We start from the raw sequence: 17237 nt of genomic DNA on the forward strand, positions 1-17237 counted from the left end.
TTTGGAACCCTCTCAAAAATGCCATTTTTAATACCTCTAATCGTTTATAGGCGTGGCGGGCTGAAATTTTGGATGCCCCGACTGCCATAGGCTGAATGAAAACATATTTGCAAAATTCTCGAAGGTTTTTGACTTTTGATCCCCTATTCCATGTCCGCTATCGAAATCTGTAAGAAGCAAAATCGGATTGTCCGAGGCATTTGCATTTTGCATTCGGGCGGCAAATTTGGCAGGCTCCCACGCGATCACACGGGGATCATTCATTCCCGAAGTGACCAGGGTCGCAGGATATTCTGTCCCATCCTTTAGGTGGTGATAAGAATCCATTTCAAGCAATCCTTTGAATTCTTCAGGATCCTTTACAGTCCCAAACTCAGGTGCATTCACCGGTCCATTAGGAGTTTCTTCCATTCTAACGGTATTCATGGCCCCCACGGCAGGGATTGCTGCAGCAAAGAGGTCTGGTCTTTCGGTTATAGCTCTTCCCACAAAAATTCCGCCGGCACTGCCACCCATAATAGTGAGCTTCTCTGGACTTGTATACCCTTCCTCAATAAGATATTCGGCAGCGGCGATCGCGTCTTTCCAGGTATTCGGCTTGTTAAGCTTTTGCCCTGCCCTGTGCCAATCATCTCCCAATTCTCCGCCCCCGCGAACATGAGGTACTACAAAAACACCGTCATAAAGAGTATAAGCCAATAATAGCGGACTAAAAAACGGACCTGTTGAAATCCCATAGGAACCGTACCCATAAAGTATCGTGGGATTACTACCATCCAGCTTCGTATCTTTATTGTAGACCAGGGAAACCGGCACCTGCACCCCGTCATGGGAAGTCACCATCACCTCCTTAGCAACAAGATTTTCCAACTCAGGATAATCTGCAGGTGTTGATAAAGGCTGTAGGGTAAAAGTATTTGAAGCAAGATCGTATTTATATCTTTTTGAAGGGGAGGTCCAACCAGAAAGGTTCACCCAGAGATCACTAAATTTTGGTCCTTTGGAGCTAAGGCCTACATAACCTGCAGTGAAAGGAAGTTTTATTTGTTTTGGCTGCTGTCCATCTTTTGGTAAAAAGTAAAGATTACTTTCTACTCCATTTGATTTCACGGTATAGAACAAACCGTCTTTTGTAGTCACGAGGTCATCTATTGGCCCCGATTCGGGTTCTTCTACTACAACCTTTCCTTTGGAAAATGCCGGATCATTGATGCTGCTCCTCACAATCTTAAAATTTGGAGCATCCTGAAAACTTAAGTAATAAATCGCATCGCTGGAAAGTGCGAAATTGGACACCTGTTCATCTTGTGATGCCAGTTGTTTCCATGAGTTCGGGTTAAGCTTATCTCCTTCACCTATATATATTTTTGCAGCCTTGTTAACGGTGACAACAAAAGCAAACGTTCTGTCGAGATCTTTATCATAAAAAATAATGGGAATTTCTTCGGGCTTTATATCCAGAGCGGGATTGTTGGCTGAAGATAAGAGCACCTTATCCTCAGTTTGAGCAGTTCCTAATTCATGCCTGTACACCTTAAGGTTTAATTGTCTGTCCATATCTTTAATATCAGCAGAATTAAGCTTGGTATACACAATATGGTCATTTCCCAACCAACCGAATACCTCTACCAGGTCCAGGGGTTCTTCCAACTTGTTCCCGGATTTATCCAGGATTAACAACTCCCCATTTTCGGAGCCGTTTGGGGCCAGCCTCACAGCAACCTTATCTCCCGTTTGGTTAGGTTCAAGACTTAATATAGTATAGGTCTTATCATTGTCTTTATATTTTTCGGGATCCAACAACAACTTTTCTGAACCTTCATAACCGTCTCTTACATACAATTTCCCCGATTCATCCTGGGGCGTCATTTTCAAATAATAATAGGTGTCATTATCGGTAATGCTGACATTCATGATTTTCGCAGCTGTACGGCTGTCGAGTTCCCGTATCTTTTCCAGTAGCGCATCCTTTTCCGGGATTGTATTTAAAACAGCTTCAGCGTAATCTGTGTTTGAGCGCAACCAATTAACAACATCGGGATCGTTAAGATCTTCCATGTAACGGTATGGATCTTCCACAGTGATCCCATGGTAAACATCTTTAACGACCTTTGGAGTAGCATTTTCGGGCTTTGGAGCCACTTGGGCAAATACCGGAACCAGGTTAAATAACATACAAAGCAATAAGAACCTTTTCATATCAACAGGTTTAGAGTTTCCTAATTATAAAAAGATTGGCGAGGCGGCGGGGGAAATCCTTATCCCAAATCTATACCGGGGGAAAGAGTATTAAAGATAAAAATTTTTCTTAAACTAAAAACCAGAAAATTATGAATCCATTTTCTTCTTTTTCAGCATAAAGGGTACGTGTAAATAATTTCATTCAACTAAATTTAGATATGAAAACAGTATGTCTCAAAAAAGGCATTTTTGAAGTTGATTCAAAAATGCCTTTTTTGGAATTATCTATATTACCTTATTTGCTAGTCCATTTTCTAACCAATGAAAAACAAGATCACAAAATTATTGATGTGTCGAAATACAATTTAAATTTCTCCTCATTATTTAACTGAATTTCGAAGACATCGTAAGTGCGTCCTTCGTGCGGTATGAGGCTTTTTCCTAACATTTCGGCATTGGGGTAATGCTCCTTCATCCATTGATACTCCTCAATTATACTTTTACGCACAACAGCCGTTTCGTAAGACAGCCCATCTCTGTTTTCAAAAGACTGAATGTACTCCTTTAACTCCGGACCCTGCAAGGAAGCCAGCTTATCGGCTTCAGGATTTGCTGCTTTTGGATTCTTTTCCAGAAACTGTTCGTAGACTTTTATCAAATTTTGAAGGCCTGCAGCTTTCGCAGCCACATCATCTTCTGAAGTTTCATTTTCAAGAATATACGCCACCTTTCCGAAGAAATAGGACCTGATTAAATAAGGTGCTAATTCCCGGTTGCTGATTTTTAAAGCATTAACAAATAGCCCAATATCCATGACCTCAATACCTGAATCTTTCTGGATCCACAACAAGGTTTGGGCAGAAGTTTCCTTTATTTCTTCTGAAAAAGGAGAGGAGTGAATGGAATCTAATTTTTGGAGGATCTGTTGTTCTGAATAAGTTTGTTGCGCAAAGGTGCCGGCTGAACAGAATATTATGGCCAAAAGTAATTTGAGCTTCTTAATTGAGTTTTAGTAATTGGTTGGAATAAATATATAAATTAATCTTCTAATGCTGCTTTTAGCTATTCTTCCCCACCCGAAGCAACACCGGAAAATTAACTTCCTCCACCTCTCCAAAACTCTTTCCAAGTTCTTTCTTCACCAGCTCGACTGGACTTTCATCCTTCTCCTTTTCATAAGCTTTCACTGCCGACCAGGTGTTGAGATATCCAAGAAGCCTTTCAAAGCTCCATTGTTGCTTCATTTCAAAATCCGGAGTTTGAATTTCCTCAAAAGGAAAGGGAATGGTTTGATATTTCTCCTCCAGGTAACGTCGTTCGGGTTGCCAAAAAGGACCTATTATATTATCGTAAAAGTGCCTGATGATTTTATCTGTTTCGGGATTGCTTCTAAAAAGCGAGTATCCAAAAATGGCAATTACGGCATCTTTTTTTAGCACCCTTTTAGCTTCAGTATAAAATTTTTCAAGATCAAACCAGTGTACCGCCTGTCCAACGGTTACAAGATCAAAATGATCATTGGGAAACATCATGTTTTCCGCAGGTTGTTTGGTGTAATGAATATTTGGCTTCTGCACCGCCTGCGACAGCTGATTAATACTAAGATCGGTCGCATAAACCTCCTGGAAGAAATTTGCAAGCTCCCCTGCGACCTGCCCGTTACCGGTACCACAGTCCAGGCCCCTGTCTCTTGACTGGCAAACCTTCCCAAGAAAATTAAACAGTTCTGCGGGATACGTGGGACGGAATCGGGAATAGTCTTTTGAATGAGAGGAAAAGAGATCTTTCATGGAATTTTAAAAAAATAATAACCATCTGATATTCATCATATTCTATGAAGAATAAAAAAAATAACTTAATAGACTATAAAATTACGTTTCTGTTCTAACTTCACATCGAAGGTAAAATTTATGAGAAAATCACATTTAGACCTGTACCTGTTGCTGCCTATCAAGGGCTTTATTGAAAAACAGACTTCTGTGGGCCTGCTGCTTATTTTCTCTGCCGTTCTCGCTGTGATCTTCGCCAATTCTCCATGGGCAGAAACTTACCACAATTTCTGGAAACAGTATATTCATTTAGGGATCAATGATATGGTGATCAGGAAAAACCTGCTGCACTGGATCAATGACGGGTTAATGTCCATGTTTTTCTTCCTGGTTGGGCTTGAACTAAAACGGGAGATCACCCAGGGGGAGCTTGCCGGCTTTAGAAAATCTGTGCTTCCGGTAGCGGCGGCTATAGGTGGAATGATGACGCCCGCACTCATTTATTACTACTTCAATGGCGGGCTTGAGTCAATCTCGGGGTGGGGAATTCCAATGGCTACAGATATCGCCTTTGCACTGGGTATACTGTATTTGCTGGGGGATCGGGTTCCACTTTCTCTAAAGGTTTTCCTCACTGCTATTGCCATTGTAGACGATTTGGGAGCAGTGATTGTCATCGCCCTGTTCTATACTGCAGATCTTTCATTCTTTAGCCTGGCAATAGCAGCCATGTTCTTCCTTATCCTAATCGTCGCCAACCAGATAGGAATTCGACATACGGCCTTTTATGCAATCATGGGAATAGGTGGGCTCTGGCTGGCAATACTTCTTTCGGGAGTCCATGCAACAATTGCAGCAGTGTTGGCTGCCTTTGCCATTCCTGTGACTAAGAAAATCGATCCACCTCTTTTTCTCCGGAAGGTGCGCTTGTTATCATATAATATTAAAGCTTTAATGAAAGAAGAGGATATTAAGGAAGAACACAGGGAGGAATCCATCACCAATACCATAGAGAAATTCACCTCGCTCACAAAAGATGCAACCCCTCCCCTTCAACGTCTTGAACACGCCCTGCAACCATTTGTAAGTTTTGTTGTTTTACCTCTTTTTGCATTTGCAAATGCAGGTGTGACTATTGATGCCTCTTCCCTGGGCTTCTTTTTTAGTCCGGTAACATTAGGTATCATCCTGGGATTGATCATTGGAAAATTCTTTGGAGTGGTCTTTTTTACCAAACTAATGGTGTGGTTAAAAATTTCTTCCCTCCCCAAAGGAGTTAAATGGAAGCATATTTATGGAGTTGGTTTTCTCGCAGCCATTGGATTCACGATGAGTCTCTTTATTACAGAACTTGCTTTTGTCAATGAAGAATTTCTTGTACAGGCAAAAATCGGAATACTCTCGGCCTCCCTCCTGGCAGGTATTATAGGATACATTTACCTCAAATGGATAAGCAGCAAAGAGATCCAAAGGAAGAAAAGGAGGCATTCGGAAAGATCTGTTCTTTCTGAAAAACCTTTGTAACCTTCAGGATAAAGAAGAAAATTTCAGCAAAATCCTACCTCTCAAAAACAGCATTTTTAAAGGAAATTCTTCCGCAGGAAAGATAAAGGACGAATAGGTCCTGCTTCAGGTGATTTTCGTCAGATTTTCACGACTTTTTAACCTGTCTCGCAGGTCAGGGTTTTTTATAAGCCTTACTTTTGCAGTAGAATTTACAAAACTATGAACAAAGGACTTTATATAGCGACTTTAGAACCAAACAGTGGAAAATCCCTTATCTCCCTGGGACTAATGAGAGCTTTGTTAGGAAAGACTGTAAAGGTAGCCTATTTTCGACCTATTATTAATGAAGAAAAGCCTGGGAGCCTTGATAACCACATTGATACTGTTTTAAAATATTTTGATCTTCCAATGTCTTACGAAGATGCTTACGCTTACACCAGGAGCGAAGTTATTCAAAAGCGCAATGAGGGAAAATCGGGAGAGATCATTGATACCATAATTAGAAAATATAAGAAACTCGAGGATACTTTTGATTTTGTCCTGGTTGAGGGCAGTGACTTTTCGGGAGAAGGCAGTGTTTTTGAATTTGATGAGAATGTCAATATTGCAAAAAACCTGGGCTTACCGGTAATTATTATTGCCAGTGGGCGTAGCAAAACTAAAGAAGGATTAATGGGAAGCCTTCAAATGGCTTATCAAACCTTTATTAGTAAAGACGTTCGCGTTATGGCCATGGTAAGTAATAAAATAGAACTTGCTAATCTCACCATTGCCACCGATGGAATGAGGGAGTTCCTGCCAGATAATGTGGCTGTTTTTGCACTTCCTTTAATAGATACTTTGGCTAACCCAACGCTAAAGGAGATCGTGGAAGCTCTGGACGGAAAAGTGCTTTTTGGGGAGGAATTTCTTGATAATCAATCGGGAAGCTTTAATGTTGGAGCTATGCAGCTGCGCAATTACCTAAAGCACCTTAAAAATGAAAGCCTGGTGATTACTCCGGGTGACAGGGCAGATATAATTCTCGGGGCACTACAAGCGCATATTTCCAGTAATTATCCGCGAATTTCAGGAATTATCCTCACAGGAGGATTGATCCCCGAAGATTCTATAATCAAACTTATTGAGGGGCTTTCACAGGTGGTTCCTATTATTTCTGTAGAAGAAGGGACCTTTAATGTGACCAATAAAGTGGGTGCCATTAACTCAAATATCTATGCCGACAGTACGCAGAAGATCGAAACGTCGATAAGCACCTTTGAGAAGTACATTAATATGGATCCTCTAATAGAACGTTTTGCCAGGCTTCAACCCAGTGGTATCACGCCTAGAATGTTCCAGTACAGCCTTGTAAAACGTGCCCAGCAGCAACGTAAACATATCGTTCTTCCCGAAGGTACAGATGAGCGTATTCTTACTGCGGCTTCCCGCCTAATCGCAATGGATATTGTAGACCTTACTATTCTTGGGGATGAGGAAGAGATCAGGAAAATGATCATGAACCTGGCTTTACCAATTGATTTTGAAAAACTGAATATCATTAACCCTACAAAATCTGAATACTTTGACGATTACGTAAAGACCTTTTACGAATTGCGAAAACATAAGAATATCAACATGGATATCGCCCGCGACCTTATGAGTGATGTATCCTATTTTGGGACTATGATGATCTATAAAGGGCACGCCGACGGAATGGTTTCGGGTGCGGCTCACACTACGCAGCACACCATTAGACCGGCACTGCAGTTCATTAAGACCAAACCGGGAGTTTCTGTAGTTTCTTCGGTTTTCTTTATGTGTCTTGAAGACAGGGTTTCGGTTTTTGGAGACTGTGCAATTAATCCTAATCCAACGGCCGAAGAGCTTGCAGAAATCTGTATCTCTTCTGCTGAAAGTAGTAAAGCCTTCGGAATTGAACCCAAGATCGCAATGCTCTCCTACTCTTCCGGAAGTTCCGGAAAAGGAGAAGATGTAGACAGGGTTCGGGAAGCAACTGAAATTGTGAGGAAAAAACGTCCCGATCTCAAAATTGAAGGACCAATACAATATGACGCCGCAGTTGATCGCAACATAGGTAAAAGTAAATTACCGGGATCTGAAGTTGCAGGGCAGGCAAGCGTACTTATTTTCCCCGACCTTAACACCGGGAACAATACCTATAAAGCCGTGCAAAGGGAAACAGGTGCTTTGGCAATTGGACCAATGCTACAGGGGTTAAACAAACCTGTGAACGATCTTAGCCGTGGCTGTACTGTTGACGATGTTTTCAACACGGTAATCCTTACCGCAATTCAGGCTCAGGGTTTATAAAGGTTTAAGGTTTAAGGTTTAAGGTTTAAGGTTTAAGGTTTAAGGTTTAAGGAAAAATAATCTAATTAAAAGTCTTGGCTCTTGGTTCTTGGCTCTTGATTCTAAAATAAAATTATGAATAAGAATATACTTATAATTAACTCCGGAAGTTCATCCTTAAAATTTCAATTGATCAACATGCCTTCGGAAGAAGTTTTAGCTTCGGGGCTGGTTGAAAGGATTGGACAGGCTTCAGGAAAACTTCATTATAAATCGGAAGCATACTCAACTTCCGAAGAAATGGAAATCCTGGATCATTCCGTAGCACTAAAAGAGGTGACAAAACACCTTATGCACAGCAATTATGGAGTAATACAGGATCCTGCCGATATTCCTGCTATTGGCCATCGCGTGGTTCATGGAGGTGCAAGTTTTTCCAATACTATTGTTATTGATGAAAAAGTAAAGGAAAAGATCAAAGAACTATTTTCCCTGGCACCACTTCACAATCCACCAAACCTGAAAGGAATTGAAGTAGCCGAGGAGATTTTTCCAAAAGCCGTCCAGGTGGCGGTTTTTGACACAGCTTTCCACCAGAGCATTCCTTCACACGCCAGTAAATATGCTATTCCCAATGAATTTTATGAAAAAGAGAAAATTCAGGTGTACGGCTTCCACGGGACCAGTCATAAGTATGTTTCAGAAAAAGCTAATGAGTACCTCAAAAAAGAGAAATCTAAACTAGTTACTGTGCACCTTGGAAATGGGTGTAGCATGACGGCTGTCAAAGATGGGAAAAGTATTGACCACACCCTTGGCTTCGGTCCTGTTAACGGATTGATTATGGGAACCCGTAGTGGAGATATTGACCAGTCGGTGATATTTTATATGATCGAACAGCTGGGATATACGGCTAAAGAAGTGAGTGACCTACTCCATCACAAAAGCGGGATGCTGGGCCTTACCGGTTACAGTGACCTTAGAGATATTGAAGACGAGGCAGATAAAGGGAACAGGGAATGTCAACTGGCACTCGATATGAATGCTTATCGCATAAAGAAATATATTGGTGCTTACGCGGCAGCTATGAATGGTCTTGATGCTGTGGTCTTTACTGCAGGAATTGGAGAAAATTCAGATGTAATTAGAAAGCTTGTTTCCCGTGATATGGAATACCTGGGTCTTGAACTGGATGAAGAAAAGAACAGCGTACGTTCCAAGGAAATAAGGGATATTGGCAAGGCAACTTCAGCAGTAAAGATCCTTGTGATCCCTACCAATGAAGAGCTGGAGATCGCCAAACAAACTTTGGCAATGCTATAGAACACCTCTTAAAAATGGCATTTTTGAAACGGAGAGACTTACACGAAAAGGTAAGCCTCTCCGTTTTTTACTTTTTCTGCAAATACACTTATGTTCTCCTGTAGTTCCTTCCTGAACTTCTGCTTTAAAGGCTGAACAGAATAATGTACAGGGCAAGGCTGCTCGGAACTGCACTTCTTCAAACCCAAAACACAATCCTCCAGCCGGCTGGTACCATCAATAATATTAACTACTTCTATTAAAGGAGTATTTAATGCCTGTTTTGTGAGATAAAAACCTCCTGTAGGACCTTTAGAGGAAGAAATTAAATTTTCCCTTGAGAGTGACTGCAGTAATTTTGAAAGAAAAGGTGATGGCAGTTTAATTGCTTCTGCAATTTCCTTAGCTCTTATTTTATTCTTGTCATTTGAGTGAACGGCCAGATAAAGGACTGCATTCACTGCATATTTGCTGGAGCTTGATAACATTGATGTACTGGATTTATATTTTTTTACCTCAGTTATAAAAAATTAAGACAATTAAGTCCCAAAATTAAAGCAATCCTGATTCTTATCATATAAAATATCTTTTTAATACCTGAAATTTATAGAGTGTTTGGATATTCCTGATCCCCCTCCCCTAAATCCAAACTAAATATAATGAATTAAAAATATTTTAAGACCGTTTTATCTTTTTTAAATGTAAATGTCTTAATTTTGGACCAATTAAAAAGAACCTTTATTATGAAATTAACACTAAAGATTTGTGCACTATCTCTAATCATGGCATTAACGGCCTGTGGAGAAAAGGAAGAAAAGGAAAAGATCAAACTATCCGATGAAAGTACTGCAGTACAAAAAGAAGTTGTAGAGGAAGCCACTTCGACTACAGCAGAGACAGACAACATGCAGAACAAAGGAATTGGACCTATTGAGAATATTGACCTAAGTGGAGACGTAGACCAGGCTATGGCTACCCGCGGAGAAGAACTTTTCAAGAATATGTGTTCTGCCTGTCACAAGATGGATAAGAAGTTCGTTGGTCCTTCCCTTGCCGGAGTCACCGAAAGACGTGCTCCCGAATGGATCATGAACATGATCCTTAACCCTGAGAAGATGATCAAAGAAGACCCCATTGCCAAAAAACTGTTGGTGGAGTCTAACATGGCTGTAATGGCAAACCAGAACCTTACTGAAGAAGAAACAAGAGCGATCCTTGAATACTTCAGGCAGTATGACCAGCAAAACTAGCCTGAAAAGGTATTTTTATGCAGGTAATTTGACAATGGCTAATCAACCTAATCCAATACCTATGAAAATAATCAAGTTCACAATTTTATGCCTCAGTTTAGGCGCTTTTATCCTTACCACATCCTGTAAGGATAACAAGGAAACCAATGAGGCTGCCCCTGCCCCGACTGAAGAAGGAGCAGTACCGGCTTCTAATAAAGGCCAGGCTTACATAGATGATGAGAGTGATAATCCAAACGCGCTGCGTATCGCCATTAATTCTCCAGACCATAGTACTCTTGTAGCTGCAGTGGAGGCCGCCGAGGTACAGAATTCCCTGGTGAATGTAGGACCACTTACTGTCTTTGCACCTACCAATGAAGCCTTCGAAAAATTACCCGAAGGAACTGTGGAAGAACTGCTTAAGCCAGAGAATAAATCAAAACTTGCTAATATTCTTACCAATCATGTAGCTCCAAGTAATTATCCAGTAGACATGCTGCTCAAAAACGTAAAAAAAGGCAGGACTTTATACATGGCTTCGGGAGAGAACGTGGAGGTTACACAGGAAGGAGATGACATCTACGTGGGAGGTGCCAAAATTCTTGGAACAGTCAAAGCCAGCAACGGCTGGGTACACGTAGTAGACAAAGTGATTTTACCAAAGAACAACTAATAACAATTCAATGAAAAAATTCAATTCAATTTTATTTATTGCTCTTTTCAGCTTGCTTTTGGTAAGCTGTGGAGATGAAAATAATAAAGACACAAATAGATCATCGGGCGGTGCTATGGCATCTAATGCAGCCGAAAGGGTCTACGTAGCTCCCGGGGAGCATGACGAATTTTACGCATTTCTCTCGGGAGGATATAGTGGTAACCTTACCGTATATGGTCTTCCCTCAGGGCGTATGTTAAAGGAAATTCCTGTGTTTTCCCAGTTCCCTACCAGCGGGTACGGATATTCTGAAGAGACAAAGCCGATGTTGAACACTTCTCATGGATTTGTGCCCTGGGGAGATTCTCACCACCCGGATATTTCCCAAACAAATGGAGAAACTGATGGCCGATGGATTTTCATCAATGAGAATAACACCCCCCGTATCGCCAGGATAAGTCTGGAGACTTTTGAGACAGAAGAGATCATTGAGATCCCTCACAGTGCAGGTAATCACTCCTCCTCTTTCGTGACCGAGAATACAGAATATGTTGTAGCGGGTACACGCTTTGCAGTTCCCTATCCTCAAAAGGATATGCCTATTGATGAAATGAAGGGGAATTTTAAAGGCCCTCTTACTTTTATTGCAGTAGGAGACGACGGTAAAATGAACATCGATTTTCAACTGGCTATGCCAGGCTTTAACTATGACCTGTCACACCCTGGACGTGGAGATTCCCATGGATGGTTCTTCTTCACTACTTATAACACCGAAGAAGCCCATACTATGCAGGAAGTGAACGCTTCTCAAAACGATAAAGATTTTATCGCTGCGGTAAACTGGAAAAAGATCCAGGAATATGTAAGGAACGGCGGTGGTGAACAAATGGATGCAGAGTACGCACATAACGTATACGATCACAGCACACATACGGCTACAACCACAATGGAGAACAAAGTAACCAGAGTTGATCCGCGTGATGTGGAAGGTGCAGTATTCTTCATGCCTACTCCCAAATCGCCGCACGGCTGTGATGTAGATCCTTCCGGAGAATATATTGTTGGAAATGGAAAACTGTCAACAGACCTTACTGTTCACTCTTTCTCAAAAATGCTGAAAGCAATAGAGAATGAAGATTTCACAGGAGAAGCCTATGACATTCCTATTCTTAACTTTGACTCTACTCTTGCAGGAACTGTAAAAGAAGGAGGATTAGGACCATTGCACACAGAATTTGACGGAAAAGGAAATGCTTACACCACATTCTTTATTTCTTCGGAAGTTGTGAAATGGAAATTGGGAACCTGGGAAGTTCTTGACAGGCAGCCAAGCTACTATTCAGTGGGTCACCTTATGATCCCCGGCGGAAACTCGCGTAAGCCTGAAGGAAAGTACCTAATCTCAATGAACAAGATCACTAAGGATCGTTATCTGCCAACAGGACCGGAATTGGAACATTCTGCCCAGTTGTACGACATTACGGGGGATAAAATGGAGCTGCTGCTGGACTTCCCTACTCATGGAGAGCCACATTACGCTGCAGGAATTTCTGCCGATAGAATAAAGGCGAATTCTAAAAAGATCTACAGGCTTGATGAAAATGAGCACAAGTATGCTGCGACCAGTGAAAGTGAGACAAAGATGGAGCGGGACGGGAACAATGTTCATGTATATATGACCACGGTGCGTAGTCACTTTGCACCAGATAACCTGGAAGGGATCAAAGTAGGAGACAAAGTATTCTTCCACGTTACCAACCTGGAGCAGGATTTTGATGTTCCTCACGGTTTTGCAATGATAGGTGCCAACACTTCAGAATTGTTGATCATGCCGGGACAAACAAAAACAATTACCTGGGAACCTAAAAAAGAAGGTGTATGGCCGTTCTACTGTACAGATTTCTGTTCTGCACTTCACCAGGAAATGCAGGGTTATGTAAGAGTTTCAGGAAAGAATTCCAACGTGCCGTTAAAATGGACCCTGGACGGAGAGTAGAGTATGTTTAATTAGTTATAAAATTTCAACTCTTCATTTAATGAAAGCGGGTTAGGGTAATACTACCCGCTTTCTTTTTAAATAAATAATATGAAAACGTCAGGATTAATAATGATAGTAGGTTCGGCCCTGCTACTGGGGCTGTTCTTCTACCCGTTATGGAACATTAAACTTGAAGCTCCACAATATCCCGATCCTCTTGGTATGGATATTTACATTGCCGGTATTGAAGGCGAAGAAGAATTTGACATACAGAACATTGATGGTATCAACCACTATATTGGCATGAAAAAGATACCAAAACCCGAGGAGATGTGGGAGTTTAATACCTTCCCTCTGGTTATTGGAGGCATGGCAGGGTTGGGAATTTTACTTGGTATTTTAGGCTTTTTTGGAAAAATAAGCCCTAACTGGTTTCTTGGTTGGCTGGTGCTCATGACAATCCTGGGAATACTGGGAATGTATGACTTCAATAACTGGCTTATTGATTACGGAACCGATCTCGATCCCAAGGCAATTATAAAGCTAACAGATTCTGAAGGAAATCCATTGAGCTATAAACCACCTTTGCTTGGATCTGAAAAGATTTTGAACTTTACCGCCCACTCCTACCCTCAAACAGGGGCATATCTCATGTTTATAGGGATGTTCCTTACTCTGGTAGCGTGGATTTGGGGTAAAAGAACAACAAAATAATAAACTGGATCTTATGAAAAATTTGCTCTACCTGTTGATCCCTGTGTTTTTTATTTCCTGCAGCACCAATCCACAACCCATAGATTATGGAAAGGATTCGTGTGACTTTTGTGAGATGACAATAGTGGACCGAAGCTTTTCGGCCCAGGCAGTAAGTAAGAAAGGCAAACAATTTAAATATGATGCCATAGAATGTATGGTGAATGACCTTCACGATCATTCTGAAGGAATGGCAATTCAACAGGTAGCAGATTTTTCAAATCCCGGTAATATGATCGCGGTAGAACAGGCTCTTTTCATAGTTAATGATAGCCTTAAGAGTCCTATGGGAGCTAATTTGGCTGCCATTAGAAAAGAATCCTCTATAGCTTCCCCGCAGAACGCCCATACTTATTACTGGAATGACCTCATTACTTACCTGCTTGAAAAAGACTCTTTATTTGGAATAGAATAATGAAGAAGTTAATCCTCTTTTTTTTCCTGTTCTTTTTTGTCTCTACTGTTGCAGCCAAAGAGATCATCGTGTGTCATGAATGTGAAATTTCTTCTATTAAGCAGGCAGTAGAACTTGCTGTAAGTGGAGATACCATCAGGATCAAAAAAGGGCTTTACAAGGAATATGAAATTGAGATTATTGGCAAATCCCTCACAATAATTGGGGAAGATTACCCGGTGATCGATGCCGAAATGAAAGGCACGGCTTTTAAAATAAAAGCAGATGATTTCTCCATTGAAGGTCTGCACATCAAAAATATAGGAACAAGCCACACCAGTGATAACGCTGCCATCCTTGTCTCCAGGTCAAAAAATTTCAGCATTAAAAATAACCGGCTGAGCAATATTTTCTTCGGAATTCTACTGGAAAGATCTGAAAATGGAATTATTGAAGGTAATATAATCAGGAGTAAAGCAAGAAGCCAGGCCAATTCCGGAAATGGCATTCATGTATGGCATTCCAAAGAACTTATCATTGAAGACAACGATGTACAGGGAGTAAGGGATGGTATCTATCTGGAGTTTGCCAATAATTGTGATATCATCAACAATGTTTGTAAGGAGAACCTGAGGTACGGCCTTCACTTTATGTTTTCCGATCACAACAGGTATCTCGAAAACCTTTTTGAGAATAATGGTGCGGGAGTAGCGGTGATGTATTCAAAATTCATTGAGATGGAAAGAAACCTTTTCAGGAAGAATTGGGGCAGTGCCTCTTATGGCCTGCTTTTGAAGGAGATCAACGACGCTACTTTAAAACATAATATCTTTGAAGATAACACCATTGCAATAAGTGCCGATAATACCAACAGGATAGATTATCTGGAGAATGATTTTATAAGCAATGGCTATGCGATAAGAATAAGGGGAGCTTGTTATAAAAACGTTTTCAGGAGAAATAATTTTCTTGCAAATTCATTTGATGTGGCATACACGGGAAATATTAATGAAAATGAATTTTCAAGGAACTACTGGAGTGATTATACGGGCTATGACCTCAATAAAGACGGAATTGGAGATGTGCCGTTCCGGCCGGTAAAATTGTTTTCTTACCTGGTTAACACGACTCCCGAAGCTATTATCCTGCTAAGAAGCATGTTTATAGGGTTGTTGGATTTTTCAGAAAAAGTCTCTCCTGTTTTTACTCCGGCAGAGCTTGTTGATCCACAACCTAAAATGAAGAAGATCAAATGGTAAGTATTAAAGACCTACATAAAAAATATGGACACCAGATCGTGTTGAACGGTCTGGACCTGGAAATAAAGGAAAAAGGCATAATTGCCGTTCTGGGTCCTAATGGATCGGGGAAAACCACCCTTATAAAAAGCATTCTGGGAATGGTAGTTCCAGAGAAAGGAAAGATCGAGCTGAATGGAAAAAGTATTCTCCATAAATGGAATTACCGGCAGGAGCTGGATTATCTTCCACAGATCGCCAATTTCCCCGGAAACCTGCGGGTACAGGAATTGATCACAATGATCAAGGATTTGCGGGGCAAGATCGCAAGGGATCAACAACTAATTGACTTTTTTGGTCTCCATCCCTACCTTGACAAAAAACTGAATAAATTATCGGGCGGTACCCGCCAAAAAGTGAATTTATTGCTGTGTTTTATGTTCGACAGTCCGCTAATCATTCTTGATGAACCAACATCGGGACTTGATCCTGTTTCCCTGTTACGTCTGCGTGAGTTGATAAGGACCGAAAAACAAAGAGGCAAAACTATTCTTATCACATCTCACATCATGAATTTTGTGGAAGAGATGGCAGATCGGATTGTCTTTTTGCTGGACGGGAAGATCTACTTCGATGGCACTGTGAGTGAGTTAAAAACCTCTACAGGCCAGTTTGATTTTGAACACGCCATAGCGCACTTATTATCTGAAGAACATGTTTAAGATACTTAAATACAGCTTTTTTGACCTTGTACGCAGTAGCTGGAGTTATGTTTATTTCTTCTTCTATTTGCTGTTGGGAACGACTTTATTGTTTCTTAACAACGACCTTTCCACGGCTGTTATTACCCTTATGAACGTCATCATCATGTTAGTTCCCCTCATTGGGACAATTTTTGGGGTGATGTATTATTATAATTCCCGGGAATTTACGGAGTTGCTGCTGGCCCAGCCGGTGAAGCGAAGTTCTATTTTTCTTGGCCAATACCTCGGTGTTGCGATCTCTCTTTCTTTAAGCCTTGTAATAGGGCTGGGCCTGCCCTTTGTAGCTTACGGTCTCTTTAAATCTCCGGCCATTTGGGACTTCATCATGCTCCTTATTACGGGACTTTTCCTCACCCTCATCTTCTCTGCACTGGCATTTAATATTGCTCTCTCTAATGAGAATAAGATCAAAGGATTTGGTTTTGCTATTTTGATGTGGTTGTTCTTAGCGGTGATCTATGACGGGCTCTTTCTGCTCTCTTTGGTTTACTTTCAGGAATATCCCCTGGATAAGTTTTCACTTGTAGCAACCATGTTCAATCCTATAGATCTTTCAAGGATCCTTATCCTTCTAAAACTTGATATTTCGGCTCTCCTTAGTTACACCGGCGCCGTCTTTAAGGAGTTTTTCGGGACACCCGTAGGTGCTTTTGCTTCTTTGGGAATGCTGGTTGTATGGGTCATCCTGCCGCTCTTCAGGATTTCAAGGGTGGTAAAGAAAAAAGATTTTTAACCTTTAATAAACATTGTTTAACAGCAGTTTGGAGCTTCTAAGCAGATCATTTGGTTATCTTAAAATTTGAATCAAAGTTTAACCAAAAACCAATTCAAATGAAAAATCAGGAATTTTTAAATAAGCTGTCGAACTGTATTAACCATTGTAACCATTGTGCAGATGCCTGTCTTGATGAGGACAACCTCAAGAAGATGGTAGATTGTATAAGAAAAGATAAGGTCTGTGCCTCTGCCTGCGCATCACTTGCAGATATATTAACTATCAAGGATGCCAATGTTGCAGGGCTTGTGAAATACTGTGAAATGGTATGTACACAATGTGCTGAGGAGTGTAAAAAACATGAAACTCAACACTGCCAGGACTGTGCAGAAGCCTGCCGCGAATGTGCAGAAGCTTGCAGACAATATGCAGCCTAAGAATAATGAAAAACCCGGATT

General features: G+C 41.0%; 16 protein-coding genes. 12 read left to right on the forward strand and 4 right to left on the reverse strand.

What is annotated here, in order from left to right; genetic code table 11:
- Positions 1-36: 36 nt before the first annotated feature.
- The 3 genes from OU683_RS08285 to OU683_RS08295 all read right to left on the reverse strand — a co-directional run bounded on the left by OU683_RS08285 (position 37) and on the right by OU683_RS08295 (position 3971).
- On the reverse strand, positions 37-2199 hold the full coding sequence (locus OU683_RS08285; RefSeq protein WP_268137113.1) for a prolyl oligopeptidase family serine peptidase: 2163 nt from the start codon (positions 2197-2199) through the stop codon (positions 37-39).
- A 316-nt stretch (positions 2200-2515) separates the two neighbouring features.
- A complete protein-coding gene (locus OU683_RS08290) occupies positions 2516-3163 on the reverse strand; it encodes a hypothetical protein (RefSeq protein WP_268137115.1) in 648 nt (215 codons plus the stop codon).
- Between the two features lie 76 nt (positions 3164-3239).
- A complete protein-coding gene (locus OU683_RS08295; protein ID WP_268137117.1) occupies positions 3240-3971 on the reverse strand; it encodes a class I SAM-dependent methyltransferase in 732 nt (243 codons plus the stop codon).
- A gap of 120 nt (positions 3972-4091) precedes the next feature.
- Between OU683_RS08295 and nhaA the strand changes: the two genes are divergently transcribed.
- The 3 genes from nhaA (at position 4092) to OU683_RS08310 (ending at position 9071) form a co-directional block, all read left to right on the forward strand.
- A complete protein-coding gene (gene nhaA / locus OU683_RS08300; protein WP_268137119.1) occupies positions 4092-5474 on the forward strand; it encodes a Na+/H+ antiporter NhaA in 1383 nt (460 codons plus the stop codon).
- 201 nt (positions 5475-5675) lie between these two features.
- Positions 5676-7769 carry a phosphate acetyltransferase gene (pta, locus tag OU683_RS08305; protein WP_268137121.1) on the forward strand — a complete coding sequence of 698 codons (2094 nt, stop codon included), beginning with the start codon at positions 5676-5678 and terminating at the stop codon, positions 7767-7769.
- A 114-nt stretch (positions 7770-7883) separates the two neighbouring features.
- Complete coding sequence (locus OU683_RS08310) at positions 7884-9071, forward strand: acetate/propionate family kinase (RefSeq protein ID WP_268137123.1); 1188 nt, start codon at positions 7884-7886, stop codon at positions 9069-9071.
- A 38-nt stretch (positions 9072-9109) separates the two neighbouring features.
- Here the strand turns inward: OU683_RS08310 and OU683_RS08315 are convergent, their stop codons facing one another.
- The gene (locus tag OU683_RS08315; protein ID WP_268137124.1) at positions 9110-9538 is read right to left on the reverse strand and encodes an RrF2 family transcriptional regulator; all 429 of its coding nucleotides are present in this window, start codon (positions 9536-9538) and stop codon (positions 9110-9112) included.
- 255 nt (positions 9539-9793) lie between these two features.
- On the opposite strand from OU683_RS08315, the gene OU683_RS08320 reads away from it, so the two are divergent.
- The 9 genes from OU683_RS08320 to OU683_RS08360 all read left to right on the forward strand — a co-directional run bounded on the left by OU683_RS08320 (position 9794) and on the right by OU683_RS08360 (position 17216).
- Positions 9794-10300: a c-type cytochrome gene (locus OU683_RS08320; RefSeq protein WP_268137125.1), complete on the forward strand. Its 507-nt coding sequence runs from the start codon at positions 9794-9796 to the stop codon at positions 10298-10300.
- A gap of 61 nt (positions 10301-10361) precedes the next feature.
- Positions 10362-10955 (forward strand): fasciclin domain-containing protein, encoded by a 594-nt coding sequence (locus tag OU683_RS08325; protein ID WP_268137126.1) that lies wholly within the window; start codon positions 10362-10364, stop codon positions 10953-10955.
- 10 nt (positions 10956-10965) lie between these two features.
- Entirely contained in the window at positions 10966-12933 is a 1968-nt protein-coding gene (gene nosZ / locus OU683_RS08330) for a Sec-dependent nitrous-oxide reductase (RefSeq protein ID WP_268137128.1), read from the forward strand.
- A 90-nt stretch (positions 12934-13023) separates the two neighbouring features.
- Positions 13024-13629, forward strand: a complete 606-nt coding sequence (locus OU683_RS08335) for a hypothetical protein (RefSeq protein WP_268137130.1) — start codon at positions 13024-13026, stop codon at positions 13627-13629.
- Between the two features lie 13 nt (positions 13630-13642).
- Positions 13643-14083, forward strand: a complete 441-nt coding sequence (locus OU683_RS08340; RefSeq protein WP_268137132.1) for a nitrous oxide reductase accessory protein NosL — start codon at positions 13643-13645, stop codon at positions 14081-14083.
- Positions 14083-15321 carry a nitrous oxide reductase family maturation protein NosD gene (locus tag OU683_RS08345; RefSeq protein ID WP_268137134.1) on the forward strand — a complete coding sequence of 413 codons (1239 nt, stop codon included), beginning with the start codon at positions 14083-14085 and terminating at the stop codon, positions 15319-15321. Before OU683_RS08340 ends, OU683_RS08345 begins: the two co-directional genes overlap by 1 nt.
- Entirely contained in the window at positions 15315-16022 is a 708-nt protein-coding gene (locus OU683_RS08350) for an ABC transporter ATP-binding protein (RefSeq protein ID WP_268137136.1), read from the forward strand. The genes OU683_RS08345 and OU683_RS08350 overlap by 7 nt, the downstream gene beginning before the upstream one ends.
- The gene (locus OU683_RS08355; protein ID WP_268137138.1) at positions 16015-16797 is read left to right on the forward strand and encodes an ABC transporter permease; all 783 of its coding nucleotides are present in this window, start codon (positions 16015-16017) and stop codon (positions 16795-16797) included. The genes OU683_RS08350 and OU683_RS08355 overlap by 8 nt, the downstream gene beginning before the upstream one ends.
- 98 nt (positions 16798-16895) lie before the next feature.
- A complete protein-coding gene (locus OU683_RS08360) occupies positions 16896-17216 on the forward strand; it encodes a four-helix bundle copper-binding protein (protein WP_228914734.1) in 321 nt (106 codons plus the stop codon).
- The last annotated feature ends 21 nt before the right edge of the window (positions 17217-17237 follow it).

It is taken from the genome of Salinimicrobium sp. TH3, from assembly GCF_026676115.1.
In the GTDB taxonomy this organism is placed as follows: domain Bacteria; phylum Bacteroidota; class Bacteroidia; order Flavobacteriales; family Flavobacteriaceae; genus Salinimicrobium.